16 protein-coding genes are annotated in these 17306 nt (G+C 35.8%); 1 reads left to right on the plus strand and 15 read right to left on the minus strand.

All coding sequences use genetic code 11. The features are described from left to right. Positions 1-4: 4 nt before the first annotated feature. The 5 genes from rpsP to smc form a co-directional block, all read right to left on the minus strand. The gene (rpsP, locus tag BN1058_RS09850; protein WP_090856726.1) at positions 5-277 is read right to left on the minus strand and encodes a 30S ribosomal protein S16; all 273 of its coding nucleotides are present in this window, start codon (positions 275-277) and stop codon (positions 5-7) included. Positions 278-357: 80 nt separating this feature from the next. After that, a complete protein-coding gene (gene ffh, locus BN1058_RS09855) occupies positions 358-1710 on the minus strand; it encodes a signal recognition particle protein (protein ID WP_090856728.1) in 1353 nt (450 codons plus the stop codon). Positions 1711-1723: 13 nt separating this feature from the next. Next, positions 1724-2044: a putative DNA-binding protein gene (locus tag BN1058_RS09860; protein WP_090856729.1), complete on the minus strand. Its 321-nt coding sequence runs from the start codon at positions 2042-2044 to the stop codon at positions 1724-1726. Positions 2045-2119: 75 nt separating this feature from the next. After that, positions 2120-3118, minus strand: a complete 999-nt coding sequence (gene ftsY / locus BN1058_RS09865; RefSeq protein WP_090856730.1) for a signal recognition particle-docking protein FtsY — start codon at positions 3116-3118, stop codon at positions 2120-2122. A gap of 24 nt (positions 3119-3142) precedes the next feature. Further along, a complete protein-coding gene (gene smc, locus BN1058_RS09870; protein ID WP_090856733.1) occupies positions 3143-6715 on the minus strand; it encodes a chromosome segregation protein SMC in 3573 nt (1190 codons plus the stop codon). Between the two features lie 187 nt (positions 6716-6902). Here smc and BN1058_RS09875 point away from each other — a divergent pair, with 187 nt between their 5' ends. After that, on the plus strand, positions 6903-7127 hold the full coding sequence (locus tag BN1058_RS09875) for a DUF1128 domain-containing protein (RefSeq protein ID WP_090856736.1): 225 nt from the start codon (positions 6903-6905) through the stop codon (positions 7125-7127). A gap of 170 nt (positions 7128-7297) precedes the next feature. Here the strand turns inward: BN1058_RS09875 and rnc are convergent, their stop codons facing one another. The 10 genes from rnc to BN1058_RS09925 form a co-directional block, all read right to left on the minus strand. Further along, complete coding sequence (gene rnc / locus BN1058_RS09880) at positions 7298-7978, minus strand: ribonuclease III (protein WP_090856738.1); 681 nt, start codon at positions 7976-7978, stop codon at positions 7298-7300. A gap of 91 nt (positions 7979-8069) precedes the next feature. Beyond that, positions 8070-8303, minus strand: coding sequence for an acyl carrier protein (gene acpP, locus BN1058_RS09885; RefSeq protein ID WP_090856741.1), 234 nt, complete (start codon positions 8301-8303; stop codon positions 8070-8072). Positions 8304-8346: 43 nt separating this feature from the next. Beyond that, positions 8347-9087: a 3-oxoacyl-[acyl-carrier-protein] reductase gene (gene fabG / locus BN1058_RS09890; RefSeq protein WP_090856744.1), complete on the minus strand. Its 741-nt coding sequence runs from the start codon at positions 9085-9087 to the stop codon at positions 8347-8349. Beyond that, positions 9087-10034 (minus strand): ACP S-malonyltransferase, encoded by a 948-nt coding sequence (gene fabD, locus BN1058_RS09895; RefSeq protein WP_090856747.1) that lies wholly within the window; start codon positions 10032-10034, stop codon positions 9087-9089. The genes fabG and fabD overlap by 1 nt, the downstream gene beginning before the upstream one ends. A 1-nt stretch (position 10035) precedes the next feature. After that, on the minus strand, positions 10036-11040 hold the full coding sequence (plsX, locus tag BN1058_RS09900) for a phosphate acyltransferase PlsX (RefSeq protein ID WP_090856751.1): 1005 nt from the start codon (positions 11038-11040) through the stop codon (positions 10036-10038). Further along, positions 11024-11620 carry a transcription factor FapR gene (fapR, locus tag BN1058_RS09905; RefSeq protein ID WP_090856754.1) on the minus strand — a complete coding sequence of 199 codons (597 nt, stop codon included), beginning with the start codon at positions 11618-11620 and terminating at the stop codon, positions 11024-11026. Before fapR ends, plsX begins: the two co-directional genes overlap by 17 nt. A gap of 92 nt (positions 11621-11712) precedes the next feature. Further along, a complete protein-coding gene (gene recG / locus BN1058_RS09910; protein ID WP_090856757.1) occupies positions 11713-13749 on the minus strand; it encodes an ATP-dependent DNA helicase RecG in 2037 nt (678 codons plus the stop codon). Between the two features lie 5 nt (positions 13750-13754). Next, positions 13755-14639, minus strand: coding sequence for an L-serine ammonia-lyase, iron-sulfur-dependent, subunit alpha (sdaAA, locus tag BN1058_RS09915; RefSeq protein WP_090856760.1), 885 nt, complete (start codon positions 14637-14639; stop codon positions 13755-13757). A gap of 121 nt (positions 14640-14760) precedes the next feature. Further along, the gene (sdaAB, locus tag BN1058_RS09920; RefSeq protein ID WP_090856764.1) at positions 14761-15423 is read right to left on the minus strand and encodes an L-serine ammonia-lyase, iron-sulfur-dependent subunit beta; all 663 of its coding nucleotides are present in this window, start codon (positions 15421-15423) and stop codon (positions 14761-14763) included. Between the two features lie 201 nt (positions 15424-15624). Then, positions 15625-17292 (minus strand): DAK2 domain-containing protein, encoded by a 1668-nt coding sequence (locus BN1058_RS09925; RefSeq protein ID WP_090856767.1) that lies wholly within the window; start codon positions 17290-17292, stop codon positions 15625-15627. Between the last annotated feature and the right edge of the window lie 14 nt (positions 17293-17306).

A 17306-nucleotide genomic window follows, 5' to 3' on the forward strand; every position in this document is an offset into this window, starting at 1 on the left:
TACTTTACTTTTGGTTTTTCGTGTCGTGGAATTTCTTCATGATGCCTTCATTAGAGAATAAGTTACGAACTGTGTCACTAGGTTTTGCACCATTAGACATCCAGTTTAGCGCTTTTTCTTCATCTAATTTTACTTCAACCGGGTTAGCAACCGGATTGTATGTGCCAATTTGTTCGATAATACGTCCATCACGAGGAGAACGAGAATCAGCTACTACTACACGATAGAAAGGGTTACGTTTTGATCCCATACGTTTTAAGCGGATTTTTACTGCCATGTTTCGCACCTCCATTTATAAATGTTTTTCACAAGTTTAGATTCTATCAGAAGTTTGGGAGTCTGTAAAGTGTTTTTACATTACATGAATGGAAAATTAAATCCTTTACCCTTTTTTCCCTTTTTTCCTTTTTGCATATTTGTCATTTGTTTCATCATTTTCTTCATTTCTTCAAATTGTTTTAACAATCGATTGACCTCTGACACTGAGCGTCCAGAACCTTTTGCAATGCGCTTTTTACGACTTGCGTTCATCAAGCTGGGATCTTCGCGCTCTTTTTTAGTCATTGATTGAATAATTGCTTCAACATGAACAAGTTGTTTCTCATCAAATTGGGCATTTTTCAGCCCTTTCATCTTATTAGCACCTGGAATCATTCCAATTAGATCTTCTAATGGTCCCATATTTTTAACTTGATCCATTTGCTCAAGAAAATCATCAAAGGTGAATGAAGCAGAGCGCATTTTTTCTTCTAATTCTTGCGCTTTTTTCTGATCAACATTATCTTGTGCCTTTTCAATTAATGAAAGAACATCACCCATACCTAAAATTCGAGAAGCCATACGTTCTGGATGAAATGCTTCTAGTTCATCTAGCTTCTCTCCCATACCAGCAAATTTAATTGGTTTGTTGGTAACGGCTTTAATAGAAAGTGCAGCACCACCACGTGTATCTCCATCTAATTTTGTTAAAACGACACCTGATATATTAAGTTGCTGATCAAAGCTTTCAGCAACATTAACTGCGTCTTGACCAGTCATGGAGTCTACAACAAGAAAAACTTCATCTGGATCTACGTTTTGTTTAATCTGTTGTAATTCATCCATCAAATGTTCATCTACATGTAAACGTCCAGCTGTATCAATAATAACGTAATCCAGATGCTCATCTTTAGCCTTTTTAATTGCCTGATTAGCAATATCAATTGGGTTTGCTTCTGTTCCTAATGAAAAAACAGGTAAATCTAATTGTTTCCCGATTGTTTCTAGTTGATTAATCGCAGCGGGACGATAAACGTCTGCAGCAACAAGTAATGGCTTTCTGTTATGCTTTTTCCGAAGTAGATTAGCTAATTTACCAGTTGTTGTTGTTTTCCCTGCACCTTGTAACCCAACCATCATAATTACCGTGGGAGGACGTTCACTAACTGCGATTTTACTTTGCTCTCCACCCATTAAAGCAGTCAGTTCTTCTTTAACTACCTTGATAACCTGCTGACCTGGCGTTAGACTTTCCATCACATCTTGGCCAATCGCTCGTTCCTTAATTCGTTTAATAAGATCCTTAACTACTTTAAAGTTAACATCTGCTTCTAATAATGCCAGACGTACTTCTCTAGTCATTTCCTTTACATCTTGTTCACTTACTTTCCCTTTGCCTGTCATTTTTTTAATCGTCTGTTGTAGACGTTCTGCTAAACCTTCAAATGCCATAAAGAGTATCCTCCTACTCTAGTTCTTTTAAAATCTTCACCAATTTTTTCGCTTTTGCATGATCTTGTAATTCGTTCGTTAATTGATCTACTATTTTCTGACGCGCAATAAATTTCTCATATAGTTGCAATTTCTTTTCATAGTCCTCAAGCATCGTTTCAGTGCGTCGAATATTATCATATACTGCTTGTCTTGACACATGAAATGATTCAGATATTTCACCTAAAGAGTAATCTTCTAAATAATACATCTCCATATAATTACGTTGTTTCGGTGTTAATAATGATTGATAAAAGTCAAATAGAAAATTAATTCTTGTTGTTTTTTCTAGCAAAACTCAACACTCCCTTGTTAAGTGAAACATCTTTACATTTTATAGTAGATGATTCATGAATTGACTGTCAAGGGGTTACCCTTTATCAGGTTCAATCATATCAGCGAATAGTCCATATACAAAAGCATGTGCATCAAACATTTCTAAATCTGTTACCTTTTCACCTAAACCAACAAACTTAACTGGAATATTTAATTCTTTTCTAATAGCAAGTACAATTCCGCCTTTTGCAGTTCCATCTAATTTTGTTAAAACAATTCCTGTAACATCTGTTGCTTCAGAAAATGTTTTAGCTTGACTTAAAGCATTTTGACCTGTTGTTGCGTCTAAGACCAATAGTACTTCATGAGGAGCACCAGGAATCTCTCGCTCAATTACTCGTTTTACTTTTGATAACTCATTCATTAGATTCACTTTGTTTTGCAAGCGACCAGCTGTATCACAAAGTAAAACATCTGCATGTCTCGATTTTGCGGCCTGTACACCATCATATATAACCGCCGCAGGGTCACTTCCTGCACGATGCTTAATCACTTCTACACCGACTCTTTCTCCCCACACTTCTAGCTGTTCGATGGCACCAGCACGAAAGGTATCACCCGCAACAAGCACTACTTTTTTTCCTTGTTCAGTTAACTGATGTGCTAATTTCCCAATCGAGGTCGTTTTACCTACACCATTTACCCCTACAAACAAGAATACAGATAAATCATTCTCTTTAAGCCTCAAATTTGCCTTAGTTAGGTCGTCATCACCAGCATAAATTTCAACGAGCTTTTCTGAGATAACATCTTTTACTTTTTCTGTATCCTTCATGTTTTGTCGTTTAACTTCCATTTTTAATTCATCAATTAAATCCATCACTGTGGTTACACCAACATCTGCTTGGATTAAAATTTCTTCTAGATCCTCAAAAAAGTCTTCATCAACTTTACGATATCGCGCTACCAAGTTATTGATTTTACTTGAAAATGTATCTCTAGTCTTAGTTAAACCTGATTTATATTTGTCAGATACTTCATGTTTTTCTTCAGAACCTGAAAATTTTTCTTTTAACTTTTTGAAAAAACTCATTCACATTACTTCCTTTCTAGCTAATTATACAGTTGTGTTCATCATTTCGTTTGTCTCTTCTAATTTCACAGAAACTAGTCTAGATACACCAGACTCCTGCATCGTTACACCATATAGCACATCTGCTTCTTCCATTGTTCCTTTTCTATGTGTGATGACAATAAATTGCGTATTATTACTATATTCTTGTAAATATCTAGCAAACCGCTGGACATTGGCATCATCTAATGCAGCTTCTACCTCATCTAACACACAGAATGGTACAGGACGAACGCGTAAAATAGCAAATAACAATGCGATCGCCGTTAAAGCACGCTCACCACCAGATAATAAAGCTAACTGTTGTGCTTTCTTGCCAGGTGGTTGTGCTTTTATTTCAACACCTGTTTCTAATAAATCATTCGGATCCGTTAATTGTAATGCAGCATGTCCCCCGCCAAATAGCTGTTGAAACACATATGAGAATTCTTCTTTAATTTGCATAAAAGTATCTTCAAATCGACGTTGCATTTCTTCATCCATCTCTGCAATCACCGTATAAAGTGTATCTTTTGCTTCGTTTAGATCGGCTTGTTGTTCTGTTAAAAACTGATAACGTTCTTCAATTCGTTCATATTCTTCGATTGCACCAATATTTACTGTGCCTAACTCCTCAATAGAACGTTTTAGTAACTTCACTTCACGACCAGCCTCTTCTATATCATTCGCCTTCGGATAAGTCTCTCGGGCTTTTTCAAAAGTTATGATATACTCTGTTTGTAAATGATTGATTTTATTTTCTAATTCAACATCTAACCGGTTTGCTTTCACTTCATTTGTTTGAATTTTTTCGACAATAGCTTGTTTTTGATTTTGCATCGTTTTGATTTCTCTTTCAGCGTCCTCAATTGCTTGTGTCTTTTCCAACCTTTGCTGTCGATATTGCTGTATTTTTTTCGTTGTTTCTTGTTTTTCCTGTTCTTTTTTCCATACACTTTCTTCAATTTCCTGCTGCTGTCGATTACTATTTTGAAAAGCCATTAATTCTTGTAGTTGTTTTTCTGTATCTTTTTTCGATTGCTTTAGTTCTTCCAGACTATTCATTAAGTTTGTTACTTTTTCTTTTTGGTGGTGTACATTTCGGTCTTGCTCTGCTAATTTTATTCGAAGCTGATGCATATTGTTTTGCAATGCTTGATAATTCACTTGATGCTCATTTTTGGTATTCGTTAATTCCTCTATTCGATGTTGTGCATTTGCTAATCTCTGCTCCATTTGATCTAATTTATCTTGAACAGCTTTCTTTTGTTGCTTTAAGCGATGAAACTCTTGATCCAACTGTTGTTTCTCTTGGTCATAAATACCTAAATTATCATGAATATGACGGAGTTGAACTTTTTTCTCTGTATATTGGGCTTGTAAATCATTTTCATGTTTTTGTAATGTTTGAATTGTTTCTCGGACTTCCTCTAATGCAGCCTCTTTACTTTCTAATCGGTGTTTTTTCTCTGCTACTTTTTGTTCAAACTGTAATGTTTGTTCATGAGATTTCGTGATTTTCTCACTAACTTCTTGTAGGTCTTTTTCTCTTGTGAAAAGGGATTGATTATTATTTTTTCTTGCACCGCCAGACATCGAACCTCCAGGATTAACAACATCACCATCCAGTGTAACAATACGAAAACGCCGTCCAGATAGTTTGGCAAGCTCATTTGCATCTTTTAATGTCTGTGCAAAGATAGTATTTCCTAATAAATTGTGTATCACTGCATGATGCTTTTGATCATATTGAATCAAATTTGCTGCAACATCTACAAACCCTGAATGATTGCTTAGCTGTCCTAACAATGAAGATGGGATTACCTTTGGTCGCATTGTTTGTACTGGTAAAAATGTAGCTCTTCCATTGTTCGATTGTTTTAACCACTGAATTGCTTGCCGCGCACACTTTTCATCATTTACTACGATATGTTGTGATTGCGCCCCTAATGCAGTTTCCATAGCAACTAAATATTCTTTTGGTATATCAATAAGTTCAAGTACAGCACCATGAATACCGTTTAATTGGCCGTCTTCTCTCGCTTTCAAAACAGCTTTTACACCTTGAAAATACCCTTGAAAATCTTCTTTCATATCGGTTAACATTTCTTGTTTAGACTTTAATTTCTCTATATATTGATAGCCCTGAATTAATTTATCCTGTGATGCTTGATAGTCCGTTTTGCTCTGTTGGATATCCGCTTTAATGGATTGAACTTGTTGTTGTTGTTCCTTTATTTGTATATTATAATTGTCAAGTTCAGTTTTTAATTCATTTAATTCTACTGTTGATTTGTCCCTTTTTGTTAACTGATCGTCAAATTTGTCCATGTGGTTTTTTTGTTTTAACTCGATTTGTTCAAGTTGTTGTGTAATGGATTGTTTCTCATTACGTTTAGCAGCCTGTTTGTTTAAACCATCAATGTATTCTGCTTTTAATTCTTCTATTTTATCCTCTATATTTTCTTCCGCATCAGTCAATTGTTCTTGTATGTTGTGTATTTTTTGTTGAATGCTATCGCGCGTTTCAATCAATTGTGTTAATTGACTTTCTTCCTTAGCATATTGATCCGAAGACGTATCTATTTTTGATTGAAGTGTTTCTAAGTTAGATGATAGCTGTGATTTATTTTGTTCATAATGACGAGAGCGTTCCTGGATTAACTTCTTGTTACCTTGTAAATTTTCTAACTCTTGTGTTAATTCCAATAAAAAATCTTGTAACTCTTGAATCGTTTGATCCAGTCTTTGCATATCTTGTCGTTCTTTTTCAACAGACGCCTCATTTTGCTGAATAGTCGTAGTCTTTTCTATTTCTTCATTTTTTTGCTGCTCAACCGTTTTTAAATATTCTTTCCAATCTCTATGTAATTGTTCGATCTCAGCAATTAATAAAGAAATTTCTTTCCCTGTTAATATTTCTTTTTTGTCTAGATATTCTTTTGCGACTGATGCTTGCAGTTTTAAAGGATCTAATTGTCCTTCTATTTCATAAATAATATCTTCTACTCGATTTAAATTTTCTTGTGTTTCTGCTAGCTTATATTCTGCTTTTTTCTTTCGATTTTTATATTTTAGAACACCTGCCGCCTCTTCAAAGATGGTTCGACGCTCTTCTGCTTTTGAACTTAGAATTTCTTCGACTTTTCCTTGACTAATGATAGAAAACGCTTCTCTTCCAAGCCCAGAGTCCATGAATAAATCAATAATATCTTTCAAACGGCAAGTTTGTTTGTTAAGTAAAAACTCACTTTCACCAGAACGATATACGCGTCGTGTTACACTTACTTCTTCATAATCAATCGGAAGTGTTTGATCCTGATTGTCTAAGACAAGGGTTACCTCTGCAACATTGAGGGGTTTTCTCGAATCACTGCCCTGGAAAATAATATCTTCCATTTTGGTACCTCTTAACGACCTAGCTGATTGCTCACCTAACACCCAACGGATTGCATCAGTAATATTACTTTTCCCACTACCATTTGGTCCAACAACCGCTGTTACTCCAGGTACAAAATCAACCGATATTCGTTCAGCGAAAGATTTAAAACCAACAGATTCAATTTTTTTTAGGAACATATGCATTCTCCTATTTAGCCTAACAAATTAATTAACTATTTTTAATTGATGTTTTCTTTTCAACCAATTTATTTTATCATAAAGATGAAAGAGTTAGAAGGTTAGATTGTTATACAGCGTACTCATAATGATCAAATTGGTTAGTTACATTCTAAATTCTAGAAAGATAATAAAGAGGTGAATATAAATGAGTCAGTTAAACGAAGCAACAAAAGAAAATTTAGCATACTTACTTGAAGAGATTGCAAAGAAGTTACAAGTGGTAAACCAATCCATTATGGATCCCGAAGATTATGATCTAAAAAAATACGATCAATTGAAACTACTTTATGATGTTCTACAGCAAAAAGAACAACTAAGCGTTTCAGAAACACAAGCATTTGTACAAGAATTAGCAACTATAAGAAAATAAATGCATTTTTATAGTTAGAAGCAGATTGTAACTTAACTATATCTTCCTCTTCATAACAAATTCTATTATACATGTCGTATTAGGATAAATGATTGTTGGCTTGTTTTTACGAATGAAAAACTCATAAAAACGAGCCAACCATCACATTATAATACATAGATAGCTAAGCTCTATTTATAATAATCTAATGCTTTCTTTGCAGCTCGTTGCTCCGCTTCCTTCTTCGTTCGACCTTTTCCTTCTCCATTTACTTCTCCATTTATTTTTACTTGTGCAACAAATTCCCGGTCGTGCGCTGGTCCATTTTCTTCTACAATTTCGTATATTATTTCTGCTGTTCTTTTTTGTTGAATTAATTCTTGTAGTTGACTTTTATAATCCATTCCATGAAAAAAAGCACCTTGATTAATTTTTGGATATACATAAGCTTCTAAGAAATATATAACCTCTTGAAAGCCTTGATCTAAATACAGGGCTCCAATAAAGGCTTCAAAAACATCAGCTAATAAAGCTGGACGATGTCGTCCTCCTGTTCGCTCTTCACCCTTCCCTAATAATACAAATTGGTGAAAAGACAATTCTTTTGCAAAATCAACTAATGCAGGCTCGCAAACAATTGCCGCCCTTAGCTTAGTTAAATCCCCTTCAGCCATATTTGGATAGGTGCGATATAAATATTGTGAAATACCTAACTCCAAAACGGCATCTCCTAAAAACTCCAGCCGTTCGTTATCACTTAATGGTTGCTTTTTATTTTCATTTACAAAAGAAGAATGAGTGAATGCTTGCCTTAATAATTCCTCTTTAGAGAACTGAATATTTATCTGATTTTGTAATGGTTGAAAATCCATAAACCTCTCCACCTTGACAGATATTTTTTGTGAATGTGGTAAAAGTCTCGCTGAAAAGCGAGACTTTTTTATTTTTACAATATTGTTTTGTTTACGATTGGCTATCTATGTAATTCACAGCGTCACCAACTGTTGCTATTTTTTCTGCATCTTCATCAGCAATTTCCATATCGAACTCATCTTCTAATTCCATAACAAGTTCAACTACATCTAATGAATCAGCTTCTAAATCATCTTTAAAAGAGGCTTCCATTGTTACTTTCTCCTCTTCTACATCTAAACGATCTACTACAAGTTTCTTCACGCGATCAAATGTTTCTGCCATCTTGCTGTCACCCCCTTTCAATGTCGATATAATAAGTGCATACCTACATTACCATACCACCATCAACTTGTATAGTTTGGCCTGTAATATAAGACGCATCATCAGATGCTAGAAAACGAACAACATGCGCTACATCTTCAGCTTTACCTAAACGCGCCAACGGAATAAGATCTGACATCGCTTCACGTTGTTCTTCTGTTAACTGGTCTGTCATATCTGTTTCAATGAATCCAGGTGCTACAGCATTTACTAAGATATTTCTACCAGCAAATTCTTTTGCTGCCGTTTTTGTCATACCAATTACACCAGCTTTTGCAGCCACGTAATTGGCTTGTCCAGCATTTCCACTAATACCAACAACCGACGCAACATTAATAATCCGACCACTTCGCTGCTTCATCATTTGTCTTGTCACAGCTTTTGTAGATAAGAAGACTCCCTTTAGATTAGTTTGAATGACATCATCAAATTCTGATTCCTTCATCCGCATCATCAAATTATCTTTGGTGATTCCTGCATTATTTACTAAAATATCAAGACGACCGAACGTAGATACTGTTTCTTTAATCATTTGTTTCACTTCTTCTTCTACACTAACGTTCGCCTGGATTTTTATTGCCTTGGAACCCATTTTTTCAATTTCATCGACGACTTCTTGTGCCTTCGCTTCATTCCCTGCAAAATTAACAACAACAGCAGCTCCATTGCGTGCAAATTCAAGTGCAATTGCTCGACCAATACCTCGGGAACCACCTGTCACAAGCGCAACTTTTTCTTCAAACATTATTTTTCCTCCTTATACCACTCTACAAAATCAGCCAATGATTCTGAATCTTGCACTGTAAAAGTTTTCATACGGCGATTAATTTTTTTAACTAAACCTGTTAGAACCTTACCACTTCCGACTTCCACAATTGCATCTACATCAGATTCAATTATGTCACGAATAATTTCTTCAAATCGGACAGTAGAAAACAATTGTTCAACTAATCGTTGTTTGATTTCTGTATGCTTTGTTACTTTTTCAGCAGTTACATTTGCATAAGCAGGTAATGTAATGTCATTAATGGTGATATCCTCAAGTGAACTTGCAAAGGATTCAGCAGCTGGCTTCATAAGAGATGAATGAAACGGACCGCTAACACTCAATGATAAGACACGTTTTGCTCCTGCTTCTTTTAATCTTGTTATTGCCAAATCAATTGCATGGTTATCACCTGAGATAACAATTTGACCAGGACAATTTAGATTAGCAATTTCAATTACCTCATCTGTTTCTTGTGCAATGATATCTAATTCAGATTGGAGCTGATTCTGTTCTAAACCAAGAACGGCAGCCATAGCACCTTTACCTTTTGGATAAGCTTGTTCCATTAATTTACCTCTCGTTTGAACTAAAGGTAAAGCATCTTCAAATGAAATTGCTCCTGCTGCTACAAGGGCGCTATACTCTCCTAAACTATGCCCTGCTACTACAGACGGAATGATTCCTTCTTCTTCTAATTGTTTCGTAATAGCACAACTAGTTAATAAAAGAGCTGGTTGTGCATGTTCTGTTTGTGTTAATGTTTCTTTCGGACCCTCAAACATTAGCTTTGTTAGATTTATATCAAGCAAAGAGTCAGCTTGTTCAAACATAGATTGGACAAGTGGCGAATCATGATAGAGTGTCTCTCCCATACCTACTTGCTGTGATCCTTGCCCTGGGTATACAAAAGCAACTTTTTTCATATTATTCCTCCTCTAGCGTTGTTTCCATTGTAGCAACTGTTTTCTCTATTGTTTCTGTTACATTGTTTTCTACCATATAACATGCTTGTTTAATTGCACTATAAATAGCTCTTTCATCTGAAGAACCGTGAGCTTTAATTACTGGCGCAGAAAGACCAAACAATCCAGCTCCACCATATTCGGCATAATCCAGTTGATTCTTTATTGCTCTTAAATGATCTTTCATCAACATCGCAGCAAGCTTTGTTTTTAAATTTGAAAAAAATGACTGTTTTAACATGGAAAATAAACTCAATGCCGTACCTTCAATCGACTTCAATGCGACGTTTCCACTAAACCCATCTGTGACAATAACATCTGCTTTTCCGTCTAACAACTCTCTTGCTTCGATATTGCCAACAAAATTGATTGGCGCTTCTTTCAACAAAGTAAAAGCCTTCTTTGTTAATTCATTTCCTTTACCATCTTCTGCACCAACATTTAATAATCCCACTTTTGGGGAGGTAATCCCTCTTACTTTTTCCACATAAACGCTACCCATTATTGCATACTGTAGTAAATGCTTCGGTTTAGCATCCACATTTGCACCAACATCTAATAGCACAAAACCTTTTTTATCCATTGTTGGTAATGTCGGTGACAGTGCTGGCCTTTCAATTCCCTTTATTCTTCCTACATGAAATAAACCAGCACTCATTAATGCACCAGTATTTCCAGCAGAAATACAAGCATCTGCTCTTTTTTCTTTCACTTCATTTGCCATCAGTACAAGTGAAGCATCCTTCTTTCTTCTTACTGCGCGTACTGGTTCGTCTTCACTCGTGATAACAGTTTCTGTATGTATAATTGATATCTGTTCAGTTGTTGATAACAAAGGCTTTATTTTATTTTCATCACCAATTAAGACAATTTCTAAATCATTCAAATCTTTAACAGCTCTCATTGCACCTTCAACAATTGCTTTTGGTGCATGATCTCCACCCATAGCGTCAATTGCTAACTTCATTTCGATCTTCTCCTTTTTGTTCGTTTGACCGATACATATCAAAAACGCCTGAAAAAACCACTTCATTTTCGACATAACTATTCACTTCTACTTTGGTTCTCATATTTCTTGCTGAAGATGAAATCACATTTGCTTTTGCAACGACGCGCTCTCCCTGCTTTACTTGTCTGGTGAAATTAATATCAGCTTTTATCGTTAATGCTAGCTCATCGTTAATAACAGCTACAGCTAGTGAATTTGCTTGTGCGAATAAATGATGTCCACGAGCAATATAATTACGTGAAAAAACATGTTCTGCACCAATGTCTAATATAGAAATTGCTCGTTCATCTAATTCTAAATCAATTACCTCACCTATTACCTCATCTATGGGTAAGGCTTTAACGGTTTCGTTCCATTGGTCGGTAGCTACCGATTTAATTCGTTCTCTAAGTTCAGGAATAGATAACTCCATTCTGTCTAGTCGAATCGTTTGAATGCTCACATGAAACTGATTAGCCAATGCTTCATCTGTAATAAACGGCATTTCTTCTATTGTCTGACGAAGTTTTTCTTGTCTTTGTTTTTTTGGTAACTTCATTATTTCACCATCCTAATAGGCACCTGGCCTATTTTTATGACTAGGTACTAATAGTAATATATAATACCTATGGAATTCTTGCAAGTCCTTTATTAATCAAAAGTAATCTCACCTTCTGCAAAAATTTGCTTTACGTACTGATTTAACGCTTGATAGTCTGAATCATTTGTTAATAAATTATTATAAACAATAGACTGTGCATCATTTCTTGCGGTTTCAAGTGCACGATAATCTTGTGCAATATCAGCTACTTTAAATTCAGGTAGTCCACTTTGTTTCTTACCAAAGAAATCTCCTGGTCCTCTTAATTGCAAGTCTTGTTCCGCCAATTCAAATCCATTTGTTGTTTCTGTCATAATTCGCATACGCTCTTTACCCACATCACCTTTTGGATCAGCAATTAAAATACAATGACTTTGCGCGTCTCCACGCCCGACGCGCCCCCTTAACTGATGAAGCTGTGATAATCCAAAACGTTCTGCATCATAGATTACCATTACAGTCGCATTAGGTACATTCACTCCTACTTCTACTACTGTTGTGGATACTAGTACTTGAATTTGATTAGAAGCAAACTGTTGCATGACTTCTTCTTTTTCATCGTTATGCAATCGACCATGTAATAACCCTACATTAATATGCTGATAGAACGTCTCTTGTAGTTGTTGATAAAGATCTACTGCGTTTTGAATATCTAATTTATCCGACTCTTCAATAAGTGGACATATTACATATGCTTGAAAACCATCTTCTACTTCCTTTTGAATAAATTGAAGAACCCTTGTTAGCATATTTTCTTTCACCCAATAAGTCTCTACTGGCTTCCTACCAACTGGCATTTCATCAATTTGACTTACATCCATATCTCCAAAACTTGTAATTGCTAATGTTCTAGGAATTGGGGTTGCTGTCATAAATAAAACATCTGGATCAATACCTTTATCCCGAAGTGCTTTTCGTTGGTTCACTCCAAAACGATGCTGCTCATCAACAATCACAGTTCCTAAATTAGGAAAATTGACATCTTCTTGTATCAAAGCGTGTGTACCGACAACAATATCTATTGATTGCTGCTCAATCATTAATAAAGTTTCTTTTCGTTTCTTTCCTTTAATAGAACCAGTTAATAAGGAAATAGAAACTTCATCCCCAAATAACCCTTTTAGGGATGCAACATGCTGTTCCGCAAGTATTTCTGTTGGAACCATGATTGCACCTTGCTTCCCAGCAACAATGGAAGCATACAAACTAATAGCAGCTACAGCTGTTTTTCCTGATCCAACGTCCCCTTGTAATAAACGATTCATTCGATAGGGCGAACGCATATCTTGAAGGATTTCTTGAAGTGATCGATCCTGTGCCTTCGTTAATTGAAAAGGAAGTTTATTAATAAACTGATTAACAAGAGCAGCATCAAACAACTGACTATTCCCTTGTATACTTTCTCGGTTTCTTTTGCGCAACAATTGCATTTTTAATTGAAACAATAACAGTTCCTCATAAATAAATCTTCGTTTTGCTTGTTTTAATGCTTGAAAACTAGAAGGAAAGTGCATTTCTTGTAATGCTTTCGCGCGTGATAATAGCTTGTATTCCATCAAATAAGTAGAAGGCAATAATTCATCTATTTGCTCTCCAAATTGTTCAATTGTTTGTTTCATCATTTTCTTTATTTGCACGGATTTAATTGGTTGTTTTACATAGTATACAGGTTGTATCGGTTGATTTGTTTTGGCTTTTCCTTTTTTGTATTGCTCAATCGTAATCTGTAAACGATGTTGATCCCATTTCCCTGTGCACGTTACAATAGCACCCGGTGTTAGTTGTTTTTTCGCAAATGGGCGATTGAACATCACCCCTTTTACCACTGCATGTTCTACTTGAATGCGTACTACAAGCCTAGATTTTTTTCTACCGTAATAAGTAACAGTTGGATCTCCAAGAACTTCTCCTTCAATTGTGACCTTTTCATCATGAACCAACTCACTTAAAGGCTTTATCTCATAGTTCTCATAACGATTAGGAAAGTAAAATAATAGATCAAAAACCGTTTGAACACCTATTTGCTCCAACTGTTCTTTCACTTTATCTCCTACTCCATTTACTGTATCAATAGGCCAATCATTCAATGTACTCACTCTTTCACTACATTATTGCCATGAATTTTTGCAGCTAAAGCTCTTCCTGTAGGTGTTGCTGCTAATCCACCTTCAGCCGTCTCCCTCAGCGCACTAGGCATTTGTCTACCAACACGATACATAGCACCGATCACTTCATCACATGGAATTTTACTCGTTATACCCGCAAGTGCCATGTCAGCAGAGACAATTGCATTAGAAGCACCTGCCGCATTTCGCTTAACACAAGGGACCTCTACTAATCCTGCAACAGGATCACAAACAAGCCCTAACATATTCTTTAAAGTAATTGCAAAAGCCTCTGCACTTTGCTTTGGTGTTCCTCCTGCCATCTCAACCACAGCAGCCGATGCCATCGCTGCTGCTGAACCAACTTCAGCTTGACAACCTCCGGCAGCACCTGAAATAAATGCATTATTTGCAACAACAAAGCCGAAAGCACCCGAGGTGAACAAAAAATTAACCATTTGTTGCCTTGTGGGATTTAAACGTTCTTTCACAGCAAACAGTGCACCTGGGACACAACCAGCACTTCCTGCTGTAGGTGTTGCACAAATCACACCCATAGCTGCATTAACCTCATTTGTTGCTACCGCTTTACTTACAGCGTCAAGGACTAATTCCCCTGATAGAGAATTCCCCTTTTTGATGTATCGCTGTAATAATAATGCATCTCCTCCAACGAGCCCTGATTGAGATTGCACGCCCTTTAAACCATCTTCTACCGCTTTTTCCATAACGGAAAGATTTTGATCCATTTGTTTAATGATTTCTTCTCTAGGTTTATCATGAATATCTATTTCTTGTCTGATCATTGCTTCTGAAATAGATATATTTTCATTTTCCGTAATAGCAATTAAATCTGCAACTGTTCGGAACAAATCAATTCCTCCTAATCTGTATGTGACAAGTATATATACATACAAAAATCACATAGCCGTTGTATTAGTACAAGTATTAATATTTATCGTTTGAAATTATATTAGCAACCTTCTTTGTAGGCTAATCGACAATTTTTGAGATATGCAAAATATGCTTTGCCGCGGCTAATTCATTTTCTATCGATCGTTCAATATTTTGATCCAGTTCTATAACCATCAAAGCTTCTTTTCCAATATCTTTTCGCGAGACTTCCATTCTACCAATATTTATCTCATGCTTTGCTAGAATCTGTGTAACAGAAGCAATTGCACCAAATCGATCATTATGCATGATCAAAATTGCTGGATGGTTCCCGGATAGATGGAGATCAAAGCCGTTTAATTCTGTAATTTCTACTTTTCCACCACCAATTGAGATACCAACAAGCTCGATGCTTTCTGTCTCATTTCCCATTTTAATTCTTACTGTATTTGGATGGTCAACTGCTACATCTTCTTCAGAAAACAGTAGTTTAATCCCTTTTTCTGTAGCAATTTCAATCGAATGTCGAATGTTTTCATTTGCGGTATCAAAATCTAAAATACCAGCAACAATAGCAACATCCGTCCCGTGGCCTTGATATGTTTTGGCGAATGATCCGTAGAAAATTATTTCTGCCCAAGTTGGTTCTTTCCCAAAAAGATTTCGAGCTGCTCGACCAATACGAGCAGCACCGGCTGTATGTGAACTTGAAGGACCAACCATGACTGGTCCAATGATATCAAAAACGGATTTGTATTTCATTTATAATTACCTCATTTCCACAATCCTTACATAATCAATAACACATATTATAGTATAACTTTTTCATTTTTATAAGAAAAGCTTAATAAAGACAATATAGTTACACTAGATCTCATAATGCCGTTAATTCGTAATAGTGCTTTTTAATTTCTTACATTTTTCTCATGAAAAAAGCTCAGGAGTCACCCTGAGCTACAATAATTATTCAATTGCAAATATAAAAGAATAAATTGGTTGATTTCCTTTGTGAACTTCTATCTCAATATCTTGATAATGTTTTTCTAAGAAATCCTCAATTTCAGAAGTTTCTTCATCTGTTCCCTCTTCACCTTGCAAGATTGTAATAATTTCATCTTCTTCAGTAATTAGCTCAGATAAAAGCTGTTTAGTTACTGTTAATTTATCTTTATCAGTGGATTTAATTGCTCCGTCTGCTAAACCCATAAAATTACCATTTTCAATTGTCATACCATCAATTTTGGTATCTCTAACGGCATAAGTAACTTGACCAGTTTTTACTTCTTGACTAGCTTCAGACATTGCTATTTTATTTGATTCAAGTTCTTCATCCGGATGAAACGCTAGTAATGCACTCATACCCTGAGGAATGGTTTTCGTAGGTACAACAACAACTTCATCTTCACTTAATAGCGCTGCTTGTTCTGCAGCCATTACAATATTTTTATTGTTCGGTAAAATAATCACACGTTTTGCATTAGCTTGTTTAATCGCCTCTGCAAGGTCTTGTGTACTAGGATTCATAGTCTGTCCACCTTGAATAACAACTGAAGCCCCAAGACTCTCAAGTAATTCCTTAATGCCATCCCCCATCGCAACAGAGACGATGCCATACTCTTGCTTTTGCTGTGGTTGTTTTGGTTGAGGTGACTTTTCACCTACAATTGAAGTATGTTGTTGACGCATATTTTCTACTTTTATGCTAATAAAACTTCCAAATCGTTGCCCTAAGTTAAGCGCTTCACCAGGATATTCCACGTGAACATGAACTTTCACAATCTCATCATCAGATACAACTAATAAAGAATCACCCAATTGACTTAATTCATTACGAAAAACTTCTTCATCATATGGGTTTTCTTTTAATTTATTTTGATCGAATTTAACCATGAATTCAGTACAATAACCAAACTCTATATCTTCCGTTTGCATATAATCTTGTGCTAATTTATGGTGTTCAGCACTTACCATATCATCCATATTTACAGAAGACACATTCGATTCTGGTAAAGCCTCACCTTTAAGTGAAGCGAGAAACCCTTCATATATAATAACTAGTCCCTGTCCCCCACTATCAACAACACCCACTTCTTTTAAAACAGGTAAAAGATCAGGAGTGGATGCTAATGAATTTTTAGATGCTTCCAAAACACCTTCCATAAATATAATAAAATCGTCTGTTTCCTTTGCTAGTTCTTCTGCTTTTTTAGCAGTATCTTTAGCAACTGTTAAAATTGTACCTTCTACTGGCTTTATAACAGCCTTGTATGCTGTATTGACACCTGAACTTAATGCATTTGCAAAATCTGTTGGTGTAAGTACTTCAGCGCCATTTACTCCTTTTGCAAACCCACGAAATAATTGTGATAAAATAACTCCAGAGTTTCCTCTAGCACCCATCAACAACCCTTTTGCTAATGCATCAGCAATCTCTCCCACACTTTTAGCGGGTAAATTTTTCACTTCGTTTGCACCAGATGTCATAGATAAATTCATATTGGTACCAGTATCTCCATCAGGAACAGGAAATACGTTTAGCGCATCAATCATTTGTGCATTATTCATTAAATGATTTGCACCGAGAAGTACCATCTCCTGAAATGCAGAACCTTCTAACTTTTGTAACACCACTACAACTTCCTCCT

This window comes from Paraliobacillus sp. PM-2 (genome assembly GCF_001368815.1).
Taxonomy (GTDB): domain Bacteria; phylum Bacillota; class Bacilli; order Bacillales; family Amphibacillaceae; genus Paraliobacillus.